Here is an 11,974-nt window from a genome sequence, read left to right as displayed (position 1 = left end):
CCACTGCGCAGAACCTCCACTCGGCCTCTCGAGGGGGCGACCACCGCAACAGCACCGCGAGGCGGCCTTCGGGCCGACCTGGGCGTCAAGCGGGCGCGCTTCGCTGACTTGATCGTTCCCCCCTCTTGAGCAACCCCGATTAAATGTGGGAGCGGGCTTGCTCGCGAATGAGGCCGTGTCAGTCGACATCAATGCTGAATGCCAATCCGCATTCGCGAGCAAGCCCGCTCCCACAGGGGATTTTTGGTGGGCATGAAATTGGTGTTCGCCGCCGATGACTTTGACGGAAAACAGGCCGGCTATCAGGCCGCCTCGCTTTGTTTTTGATCTTGATCTGCCCCGTCGGAAGGCCGAGCGCAGGTTCTGCGTAGTGGGCAACCCGGCAGGGATGCCGGGTTAGCCGCCCCCGGCCATGGATGGCCGATGGCGGCGGGCCCACGGAGCAGGACCGGAGCGAGGGCATGGCGAGCCTAGGCGAGCCACCGTACGTCAGGGGCGCCGGGCGCTTGGTTACTTGGCGCTTCTCCAAGTGACTCGCCGTAAGGGCGAAACCAATACCCGCCGTTACCGAAGAAACGGATAAGCCCCCCAATCCCAATACACGCCCCCAAAAAATCAGCTCGGCAACCACCCCTCAGCCCAGTAATTCACGTTATTACCCCGCAACATGTAATCCCGCAGCACTTCCTCACGCAGCGCATCCCCCATGCGATAACTCGCATCCGGATCAGCCAGGTGCATACGGATTGCCTCAAGCCATTCCTCGGTACTGTTGCTCACCACCTTGGTACACGGCAGGTAACCGCGATAAGCCTCGGTGTCCGTGCAGATCACCGGGTAACCGCAGGCACCGTACTCCAGCAGACGCAAGTTGCTCTTGCAGTCGTTGAAGATATGAAACTCCAACGGCGCCAACGCCAGGTCAAGGTTCAGGCTGGCCAGCTTGGCCGGGTAGCCGTGAAGAACCATGGCCGGATGGAATTCATGTACGTAAGGCCTGAGTGCCGGCGGGCACATGCCGAAAAACACCCATTCAACTTCATCCGCCAGCAAGCGAACGACGTCGGCAATGATCGCCAGGTCCCCATCATGACTGGTCCCGCCACCCCAACCGACCCTCGGCTTGCGGGACGTACGCCGCTGGCTGCTCAGGCCGGTCCACAGATGCGGAGCAAGCATGTTCGGCACCACGCGAATATCGTCATGCATGCCTTTGAGTGCATCGGCCAGTGGCTGGGTCGACACCACCACCCGGTCGCACAAGCCGATTGCCCGCCGTACGATTTGTTCAACGCCGACGGTGGCCTTGCGTATGTGAGCATTTTTCTTTGGCACATCGATGACGTAGTCATCAAGCTCGAAAACCCGGAAGGCCCGGGAACTGTTTTTGACCCGCTCCACCTCGTCCACCGCGCCCTGACTGTAGCGCCCCTGCAGGATGATAACGTCCGGCGACTGGCGCTCCAGTTCGATGTCCGATGGCGTATGGAAGGCAAGGTTGCCGACCACTTGTCCCGCCGCCTCCAGCTCGAGAAACGGCTGGGAGACGCGGTAGTGACCCACGGCGCTCTCGTTGATCGGTATCGCCAGAACCCGCGGCAGCATGTGCCGGGCGAACGGATTCCAATCGTTCTTGAAACCGGGTTCAAGACTGAAATTATTGGTGTTGAGGCTCAGGTTGACGTTGTACGCCGGATCTCTGGCGATGATTGGCAACCAGCGTTGATAAAAACGCTTCTGTTCAGCCACCAGCGTTGACGCCACCGGTCCACTCTCCGGCTCGACCGCCACGCGGACCGATTCGGCATAGGGCGTCCAGACCACCAGATAGCCCTTCTGCCTGATACGCAGGCAAAAATCCGGGCCGTTGAGCATCTGGGAAAAGGCCTGCTCGTCAAACCCCTGAAGATCATCGAATACCTGCTTGCGGATCAGCAGGCATTCGATGCCCACAGCGCTCAGGTTCTGCACCGCCTGCTGGCGCTGCATGTAACCCGGGGTGGTCACCACTTCCCCGCGCCAAGGCACGCCGACAGGGCCGCGCATCCCCAGCACCTGCGCCGAACCTTCGATACGCCCCTGAAGGCTGACCATTCGACCACCAACGACCCCCACTTCCGGACGCAAGCCGTGATTCAGCAGTTCACCAAGCCAGTCGCGGTTGACGATCAAGCTGTCCGGGCTGAGCAACAACACATACTCGCCGCGAGCCTGGGCAACCGCGAAGTTTTGCGCCGCTGCCGGGTTATCGGGGTAATCGCAATGCAGCACGCGCAACTTTTCGCCGCCCATTTGCGACATCGCGGCCAGCCAGTCCTGCGCCTCGATCGAAGTGCTGGCATTGTCGACGATCAACAATTCGTAGTGAGCATACGCCGTATGCTCCAGCACACTTTCGATGCAGCGCTGAAGCGGGCCAAGCCTTCCCCGGGTCACCACGACAATCGATACCAGCGGTTGAAAGCCATGGTGGTAGTCAATTCGATTGATCAGCGGCACGCTGCCCGGCCGCACTTCGTGGGCAGCGCCGATACGGTCAAGGTGGGCGGTCAGCACACGGGGGTTTTGCTCGATCACTTGCGGCAACGCGAGCCATTGCGACAGGCCGAACGAGGATTCGACCAGCACCTGGGCGACGTGCTCCACGACATGCGCACCCTGGCTTTCGACAAGGCGCCAGAGCAGATCATGAGGACTGAGCTCGGTGAAATCCGGGTTGAATCCACCGGCGTTCACAAAGCATTGACGCTGAATGGCCAGTGTCCGCCCGATGTAGGGATAACTGCGCAACAGGTCCAGATTGAAATCGGATTTGAAGATCGGCTCCACCGACAGCTCGTTGCGCAGACCACCTTCATCACTGTAGATGCACAACGCGCCGGCACTCTCGACCATGCGCTCGGCCAACAGCAGCAAGGCCAGTTCATTCAGGCGATCACCCGCCCGCAGGAGATAGAACCAGTCCGCACCGTCCATTTGCATCAGAAGGACATTGAGCTGCTCAACTCCGTCGCCTTGCAGGGTCACACGAATCACGTTACCGGCCAGGGCGCTGGCGCGATTTTCACCGGAGAGCACCAACACCGTTTCGGCGGCATACACCTGCCGCTCGATGCTCTCGAGTGTGACACCCAGCGCCGCATCGTCGGCATCGGCATCAATCACCACCGGCACAATTCGCGGCTGCCACGCCCACGAGGCAAGGCGCGCAGGCAACAGGCGTTGCTGGGCCGGGTTCAGGGTGCGACAGGCCAGCCATTGCTGGTACACGTCAGAGAAACTGTCACAGTTTTCACCCACCCGCGAACGTATCAAGGTCGCGGAAAAGCCCAGCGAACGACTCAGGGGCATTTCTTCCCAGGCATACGGCTCACCGAGGGCGGCGCTGGCCAGATCGATGTAGCGAACATGCCCCGGCGCAGGTGCCGGCTCGCCGCTGCGCACCGCCAGCATTTGGGTCAGCCAGCCAAGCTCGACCGCCACGGCCTGCTCGACCTCCAGTTGATTGCTCATGCGCGCCGGGTGCAAGCGTTCGAAGCTGAGTATCTGCCCCATCACCGCCAGATTGCCACGACGCAACAGACACACAAACAAGGCGAAATCGAGACGGGCGACAAACCCTTCACCGATCTGGGTCAAGGCAGGCAGATACTCCAGCACTTGATGGGTGCGCATCAGCGCGCCACTCAGATTGCTGAGAAAGTTGACCGCCGTGCTTTCCAGCACATCCAGCAAGTCTTCGCCCTTGAACAGCATATTCCCCGAGGAAAAGCTGGTGTTCTCCAGTCGCTCGGGCAGCAGCAGGTAATCGCCGTCGCAATACTGACGCTGGGCAATCACCAGGTTCACATCGTCATGATCGATGAAACCCTGCACCTGACGGGCAATGCACTCAGGCAGCAACTGGTCGTCATCACAGAGAAGCTTGAGGTATTCCCCGGTCGCCTGCTCGGCGCAGGCAATCAGATTCCCCTTGAACCCCAAGTGGCGATCATTGCGCACATAACGCAGCGTCAGGCCTTGCGGCACCGTGCAGGCCTGGACCAGGTCATGGATTTCGTCGTCATTGCTATCGTCACAGACAATCACTTCAAGCGATGCATAAGTCTGATTCAGAGCACTTTGCAATGCAGCCTGAAAGTACAGCGCGTTGTAGGCGGGGATGGCGATGCTGACAAGAGGAGCTGGTTTCACGGCGGGGGAACTCTCGAGCGGCGGGCGCTCACTCTGGAACGAGTGGAGCAGCCCTGAACCGCTGAAAAAAAGACGGTTGCACTCGGTGCCTCAACCCTCGCGCCATTAGCGCGAAGGCGTCGACTCAGACTTTGTTGAACAGCCCCAACTGAGCGATTTTGCTGAACGCCAATTGCGAGGCCTGCAGCATGGTTTGCTGCAAGGTCAGGCGGGTCATCACCGTGGCCGGGTCCGAATCACGGATCGAGCCCTGGGTCTGCGTGTTGGCCAGCACCAGGCTCTGGTTGATTTCGGTCTGGGTGGTCAACGACGCACCACGGCCACCCACGGAACTGATGCCGGAGGTCAATTGGTCGATGCCGCTGGCCAGGTTGCCGACGCCCGAAGTAATGGCTGCGTTGAGTTTTTGAATGGCCACCGGATCGTTGTTGGTCGGCGTCGACAGCGCGGTTTTCAGCTGGCTGACGGTGTCCAGAACGTTCTGCGTCTGGTGCGTGTTGACCACGACCGAGAACTGGTCACCGGCAGTCATCGTCGGCGTCCCGCTGAGCGTAAAGGCGACACCCGATGCGGTGGCGACGTTACCCGCCAGAACACCGTTGGAAACCGGCTTGCTGTTCGCCGTCAGAGGCGCGGCATACAACTCGAAAGCGGTAGGACTGGTGAACTTGAGAATCGCCCCGCCTTCCGGAAAGCTCGCATGGTAGGCGGCGCTGTTGGTGATGGACGTGTTGGTGACCACATCCGTCGACACGTTGCCCGGCGCACGAGATGCGTTGATGCTGTCCGGCTTGGCCGCCAGAGTGAAGCTGTAGGCATTGGGCGATGGGGGCGCCGGAAACACGGTCGCCGGCACATCACCTGATTTCATGTTGATGTTCAACTTCAGATCAACGCCACGGAAATTGATCGTCTGTGTGCCGGCACCGCCGGTGGAGCTGAACACGCCATTGCCAGAAGCCTCGGACGTGACGTCGTTACCCAGCGAGTCGCGGATTTCCAGTTGCGTAGGGCTGAGGACATTCACGGTGTAGGGCTCGCCACCGCGGAATTTGGCGTTGTAGGTCACGTCCGAATTCACCTGGCCATTGGAAAGCACCACACGACCGCCATCAACGGCCGGCGTGGGCGAAGTCATGCTGGTCTGCGTGCGACTGGTGTTGATCGCTTGCTGGAATACCGCCCAACCGGTGCTGTTGGTGGCCATCGACTGGGTATCGCCAATCGGCAGGTCCAGCGTGACCTGGTCACCGTTATAGCTGTAGGTACCATCGGTATTGCGCGAGAACGGAACAGTGTCGCCCTTGGAACCGGAGAAAATGTATTTGCCGTTTTCGTCCTTGGTGTTCATCAGGCTCAACAGCTGCTCTTCGATCTGGCTGAGCTCCGAAGCGTTGGCCTGGCGGTCGGCATCGGTATAGCCGGCGTTGCCGGCACCCAGGGCGAGTTCCTTGGCGCGTTGCAGCACGTTGCCGATGCTGGTCATCACCGCTTCAGTCTGGCCAAGCGTGGCTTTGATCGTGGTCATGTTGTTGTTGAACTGATCGAGCATCGAGGCCTGCTGACCCAATTGCAGCAGACGCGAAGCGCCGACCGGATCATCGGCGGCCGTGTTGACGCGAACCAGGCTGCTCGCCTCTTCGCTGCTCTTGACCACGTTGGCGAAGTTCTTCTGGTAGTTCGCAGCCGAGGACTCGTAAAACTGGGCGGTAGAAATGCGCATGGGCTACGACTCCTTAAAGACTGTTGATCAGTGTGCTGAAGATTTCCTGCGCAGCCTTGATGATCTGCGAGGACGCGGTGTAGTACTGCTGATACTTGACCAGGTTGCCGGTTTCCTCATCGAGGTCGACACCCGAAAGCGAGTCACGCGCGCCCTTGGCATTCGCCAGGATGGCTTCTGTCGCCGCGCTGTCGAGCTTGCCCTGTGCTGCCTTGGAACCCACGCCTTCGACCAGTTTGCCGTAGGCGTCGTTCAGGGAAATACCTTTGCTGGCCGAGCCGGTGTCCACGGTCTGCGCGGTCTGCAAGCCGGCCAGTACGGTGCCGTTACGGTTGTCCAGGCTGCCCGGCTGGCTGAGCGAGACGTTGATCGCCGCGCCGCTGCTTGGGGCACCGGCGATGGTCATATCGAAGGCCGCGGTGTACTGAGTGGCAGGCGCAGGCGGAATTGGCGCACCCGTGGCATCCGTAAGCGGAATGCTCAGGTTCAGGGTGTTGGTCTCACCTGGCTTGATGGTGCCGGCGCTGATCACCCCGCCCTTGGCATCCAGGAACTGGTAGGTCTGGCTGGTGCCGTCGGCGGACACAGCACCAAACACAACCTTGGTCGGCGTAGAGTTCTTCAGGCCGTTCTGCATCGCGGTGGTGGTCGCCGCGTCGTAGATGTCGAACTTGGTGGTCAGGGTCGGTTGACCGGTGGCCGGGATCGACAAGGTGCCGTTACCACTGCCGCTCGCCGCAATAGCCGCACCCAACGGCGCCGCGATGGCCAGACGCTTGGAGTCGGTCATCTCGGTCTTGATGTTCGCTGCGGCATCGCGGGTCGGGGTGATCTTGAAGGTGTCGCCCGCCGTGGCGGAAGCGGCGTTGAACTTCATTTCGAAGCCGTCGATGACCGGTGCCGTTGCCGGCGGTGCCGTGCTGAAGCTGCCCATCGGCGTGTTGTCCGGCAGGCGCTGAACGGTGTAGTCGGTCGCCGTGGTGAAGGTGACCTTGTAATCGTTGATGGTCAGCTTGCCAGTGTCCTTGATGCTCACATCGAAGTTGCCGGCCCCCACGTTGCTGGTGGCGGCGACGCTGCGTTCAGAGACCAGCTTGGGCGAGTTGATGTTGGTGAACAGGTTCGAACCGAAGGCACCGTTCTTGTCGATGCCCTGGGCCTGGATTCTGTTCATCTGATCGGCGACAACCAGCGCCACACGGCCCAGTTCATTCATGGCCGGGTCCAGCACGGTGCTGCGATAACGCAGCAAGCCGCCGATTTCACCACCGGTCATGATCGACGTGATGTCGATGGTGCTCGCGCCGCGATTGAGCTGCAGCGCCAGACGGCCCGGATCTTCTTTGCTTGGCACCGTCTCGAGCTTGCTGGACGTGTTGCCGATGACCAGCGGCTGACCGCTGCCCAGGTAAATATCGAGGCTGCCTTCACGCTCTACAATTTGCGCACCGGTGAAGGTCGACAGTTGGCGCACGGTTTCGTTACGCGCATCGAGCAGATCGTTCGGCATGCCGCCGGAACTGGAAATCTCGGAGATCTTCTGGTTCAACTGGGCCACGGTAGCGGCCAGCTTGTTGACCTGATCCGCCATGTTCGTCAGGTTGCCGTTGATATTGGCATTCTGCTGGTTCAGCTGCGTGGAGACCGAGTTGAAACGGTTGCTCAAAGCCTGGGCATCGCTGAGCAGCAATTGACGGGAGGCGTCATCACCCGGCTTGGCGTTGACGTTCTGCACCGAGGCAAAAAACTTGGTCAGGGCGCCGTTCAGGCCAGTGCTGGTATCGGAGAGCAACTTGTCCAGTGGCGTGACCTGATTCAGGTAAGCGGCCGAATCACTGTTGAGCGAAGTCGTGGTCTGCAACTGCGCATCGAGGTAGCTGTTGTACACGCGACGCACATCGGCCAGCGTCGTGCCGGTGCCGATGTACACGTTGCCGAAATGCTGCGAGGCTTTGGTGCCCTGCACTGTTTGCTGGCGTGAGTACCCGGCGGTGTCGACGTTGGCAATGTTGTTGCCGGTGGTCATCAACGAGGATTGGCCAGCGGCCAGACCCGACATCCCGATATTGAGCAAACTCATGGTTCGACCTTAATCCTTGTGCCTATAAAGGCGTGGTGGAAACGCCCGCCGCAGCGTAGTTCTGGTAACTCGTCATCTGCTTGGCTATCTGCGAAATCTTGCTCGCGTAGTCCGGGTCGGTTGCGTAACCGGCCTTTTGCAACTCGCGTACAAACTGTTCTGGGTTATCGGCCGACTTCACGACATCTTGATAGCGATTGTTGGTCTGCAGCAAAGTTACAAGGTCATGAAAGCTGTCCTTGTAAGAGTCGTAGGAACGGAACTCGGCCGTCTCCTTGACCATCGCGCCATTCCTGAATTCGCTGGTGATCGCCCGCGCCGAATTGCCCTGCCAATTGCTGCTGGCCTTGATGCCGAACAGGTTGTGGCTGCTGCTGCCATCCTGTGCGCGCATGACCGATTTGCCCCAGCCGGTTTCCAGCGCAGCCTGGGCCACGAGGTAACGCGGATCGACACCAATACGCTCGGCGGCTTCCTTGGCCATCGGCAGCATTTTGTTGACGAATTCGTCGGCGGAGCTGAAGGCTTTCTTCGCGGGCGCCAGGGGGATTTGCGCCATGGCGCGACCATGAATCTGCAGACCGCCGCTCGATGCTGCCTGGGCATTTGCCAGCCAATCGCCGTTGTACAACGGGCCTGCACCGGTGAGCGTGGTGCGCTCCGGCAGTGAAGTCTTGTTGACCGTCGGCGCGCTGGTCGTGGCCGAAGGCACCAGGCCGGCCAGCAAGCGGTCAGCCAGTTTCGGTGGCAATGCCAGGCGCCGCTGATTGATCAGCGCCATGTCATTGCGGTGCGTGCCGTCGCCTGCTGCCTGCGGTGCATGGATCGAGCGCGACGCCCACAACGGACGCTCGCCATTGAGGCGCGACAACGGTCCGTTGACGGCGACCGTGCCGGCGGCAATCGGCGTTTCTGCGGCGGCTTTCGCGGCCGCTTGCTTGGCCGCCGATGCGGCAGCTGCTTCGCCCGGCGCCATCGGTTTGTTCTTCGACATCTGACGCATCAGCACGTCCGCCAGGCCGATACCGCCACCCTCGCGAGACATGGAAACGGCCAGCTGCTGGTCGTACATTTCCTGGTATTGCTTGGCGGCCGGGGTGTTGAGCGGATTGTCCTCACCCAGGCTGTCGGTAGCCTTGCGCATGGACTTGAGCATTTCACCGAGGAACAGCGACTCGAACTCCTGCGCAACCTTGCGCATGTTCCCGTCACTGTTCTTGTCACCGACCTTGAGCTGGTTCAGCCGGTTCAAGTCCGAATAGGAGCCCGAATCGTTGCTGCTGACACCCAAACCGCCTTTGCGCATGTCCATGGTCGCCGTCCTCAGATCACGATCAGGTCGGCTTGCAACGCGCCGGCCTGCTTCAGTGCTTCGAGGATGGCCATCAAGTCACCCGGTGCCGCGCCGACCTGGTTCACCGCACGTACGATCTCGTCGAGGGTCGTGCCCGGGCCGAACTTGAACATTGGCTTGGCTTCCTGTTGTGCATTGACCCGCGAGCGCGGCACGACCGCCGTTTGCCCATTGGACAAAGGACCGGGCTGGCTGACGATCGGGTCTTCGGTGATGGTCACGGTCAGGCTGCCGTGGGTCACGGCGGCCGGGGAAACCTTGACGTTCTGGCCGATCACGATGGTGCCGGTGCGCGAGTTGATGATGACTTTCGCCACCGCCTGGCCCGGATCGACTTCGAGGTTCTCGAGGATCGACAGGTAGTCGACCCGCTGGCTCGGATCCAGTGGCGCCGTGACGCGAATCGAACCGCCGTCGATGGCCTGGGCAACACCAGGGCCGAGCATGTCGTTGATCTTGTCGACGATGCGCTTGGCGGTGGTGAAGTCGGAACGGTTGAGGTTCAAGGTCAGGCTGTTGCCCTGGTTGAAACCGCTCGGCACCGAACGTTCCACCGATGCACCACCGGGGATGCGACCGGCCGACGGAACGTTGACGGTGATTTTCGAACCGTCGCGACCTTCGGCATCAAAACCGCCGACCACCAGGTTGCCCTGAGCGACCGCGTACACGTTGCCATCGATACCCTTGAGCGGCGTCAGCAGCAAGGTGCCGCCCCGCAGGCTCTTGGAGTTACCGATGGACGCCACGGTGATATCCACCTGCTGACCCGGTTTGGCGAAGGCCGGCAAGTCGGCACTGATCGATACCGCAGCGACGTTTTTCAGCTGCACGTTGCCCGAACCCGGCGGCACCTTGATGCCGAACTGCGAGAGCATGTTGTTGAAGGTCTGCAGGGTGAACGGGGTTTGCGTCGTCTGGTCACCGGTGCCGTTAAGCCCGACCACCAGGCCGTAGCCGATCAATTGGTTGGAACGCACGCCGGAAATACTGGCGATGTCCTTCAGCCGCTCGGCTTGAGCGTTGAAGGCTGCCGACAACATCAGGGCCGCAACGATGAGACTTCTGAAATTCAACGTAGCCACCTAGAAAGGGAACAGCGGGCTGAGGAAGAAACGGTCGAACCAGCCTGGCTGACTCGCATCGGCAAACGAACCGGTGCCCGAGTAGGTGATGCGTGCATCGGCAATGCGGGTCGACGAAACCGTGTTGTCGGTGGCGATGTCGTCAGCCCGGACCAGACCGGCAATCCGTACCAGCTCATCACCGGTATTGAGGGTCATCCACTTCTCGCCGCGCACGGCAATGATGCCGTTGGGCAAGACGTCGGCGACGGTCACGGTGATCGAACCGGTCAGGCTGTTGCCCTGCCCGGCCTTGCTGTCGCCCTTGGTCGCGCGGTCGCCGCTGTAGCCGGCGTCCAGCGTCAGATCACCGTCGCTGAGCGGGTTGTTCGTGTTCGGTATTGTGCCGAACAACGAGGACAGACCGATGCTGGCCTTGCTGTTCTTGCCGATTTGCGAGTTGGCGTTCTTGCTGGCCTGGGTCTTCTCGTTCAGGGTGATGGTGATGATGTCACCGACCCGGAACGCCTTGCGGTCGCTGTACAGGTTCTGCTCAAAACCGGCCTGGTAGATCGAGCCGTTGTTCGCGGCAGCCGGCAACGGCGTACGCGGCAACACCGGGGCGTAGTAAGGGTCATTGGGCTTGGGCGTCGGACCGACGCAACCCGCCAGCGCGGCGACTCCACTCAGTGCCAGAACAGATACAAAGCGATTCATGACCCTACCTCACGGTGTTGCAGGCGACCTCATGGCCGCCTCATAGACTTGATTACAGATTCTGCGTTACGAACGAGAGCATCTGGTCGGCGGTGGAGATCACCTTGGAGTTCATCTCGTAGGCGCGCTGAGTGGTGATCATGTTGACCATCTCTTCAACGGTGCTGACGTTGGACGTTTCCAGGGTGTTCTGCAGCGTGGTGCCGAAACCGGCCAGGCCAGGCGTACCGACTTGCGGCGCGCCACTGGCGGCGGTTTCCAGGAACAGGTTGTTACCCACCGCTTGCAGGCCGGCCGGGTTGATGAAGTCGGCGGTCTGCAGGTTGCCGATCACCTGGGACGCCGGGTTGCCGGCGATGGTGATGGACACGGTGCCGTCGCGACCGACCGTGAAGGTCTGCGCGTCGTTCGGGATGACAATGGCCGGCTCCAGGGCGAAGCCGCTGGCGTTCACGATCTGGCCGTTGGAATCGAGGTGGAACGTGCCGTCACGGGTGTAGGACGTGGTGCCGTCCGGCTGCAGGATCTGGAAGAAACCGCGACCGTCGATGGCCATGTCCAACGGCTGCTCGGTGGTTTGCAGGCTACCGGCGTTGAAGTTTTTCTGGGTGCCGACGATGCGCACACCGGTACCCAGTTGCAGGCCCGACGGCAGTTCGCTGTCCTGGGTCGACTGGGCGCCTGGCTGGCGTTTGATCTGGTACAGCAAATCCTGGAACTCGGCACGGTCACGTTTGAAACCCGTGGTCGACACGTTGGCCAGGTTGTTGGAAATGGTGGTCAGGTTGGTGTCCTGGGCGGACAGACCTGTTTTGGCAACCCATAGAGCCGGAAGCATTCGA

The 11,974-nt window shown here is 60.8% G+C and carries 7 protein-coding genes; all 7 read right to left on the bottom strand.

Features of this window, described 5'->3' with window-relative positions:
* Positions 1–615 precede the first annotated feature (615 nt).
* Positions 616–4,194: a glycosyltransferase gene (locus J2Y86_RS25790; protein WP_253438161.1), complete on the bottom strand. Its 3,579-nt coding sequence runs from the start codon at positions 4,192–4,194 to the stop codon at positions 616–618.
* A gap of 124 nt (positions 4,195–4,318) precedes the next feature.
* Positions 4,319–5,917: a flagellar hook-associated protein 3 gene (locus J2Y86_RS25785; RefSeq protein WP_253438158.1), complete on the bottom strand. Its 1,599-nt coding sequence runs from the start codon at positions 5,915–5,917 to the stop codon at positions 4,319–4,321.
* 13 nt (positions 5,918–5,930) lie between these two features.
* The gene (flgK, locus tag J2Y86_RS25780; protein WP_253438155.1) at positions 5,931–7,997 is read right to left on the bottom strand and encodes a flagellar hook-associated protein FlgK; all 2,067 of its coding nucleotides are present in this window, start codon (positions 7,995–7,997) and stop codon (positions 5,931–5,933) included.
* A gap of 22 nt (positions 7,998–8,019) precedes the next feature.
* On the bottom strand, positions 8,020–9,309 hold the full coding sequence (flgJ, locus tag J2Y86_RS25775; RefSeq protein ID WP_253438151.1) for a flagellar assembly peptidoglycan hydrolase FlgJ: 1,290 nt from the start codon (positions 9,307–9,309) through the stop codon (positions 8,020–8,022).
* Between the two features lie 11 nt (positions 9,310–9,320).
* The gene (locus J2Y86_RS25770) at positions 9,321–10,394 is read right to left on the bottom strand and encodes a flagellar basal body P-ring protein FlgI (protein ID WP_253440428.1); all 1,074 of its coding nucleotides are present in this window, start codon (positions 10,392–10,394) and stop codon (positions 9,321–9,323) included.
* Positions 10,395–10,436: 42 nt separating this feature from the next.
* Positions 10,437–11,132 carry a flagellar basal body L-ring protein FlgH gene (flgH, locus tag J2Y86_RS25765; protein WP_214381476.1) on the bottom strand — a complete coding sequence of 232 codons (696 nt, stop codon included), beginning with the start codon at positions 11,130–11,132 and terminating at the stop codon, positions 10,437–10,439.
* A 52-nt stretch (positions 11,133–11,184) separates the two neighbouring features.
* Positions 11,185–11,970, bottom strand: a complete 786-nt coding sequence (gene flgG / locus J2Y86_RS25760; RefSeq protein ID WP_017337155.1) for a flagellar basal-body rod protein FlgG — start codon at positions 11,968–11,970, stop codon at positions 11,185–11,187.
* Positions 11,971–11,974: the final 4 nt, after the last annotated feature.

Source organism: Pseudomonas migulae, from assembly GCF_024169315.1.
Lineage (GTDB): Bacteria > Pseudomonadota > Gammaproteobacteria > Pseudomonadales > Pseudomonadaceae > Aquipseudomonas > Aquipseudomonas migulae_B.
This window is presented reverse-complemented; position numbering and strand designations above follow the sequence as displayed.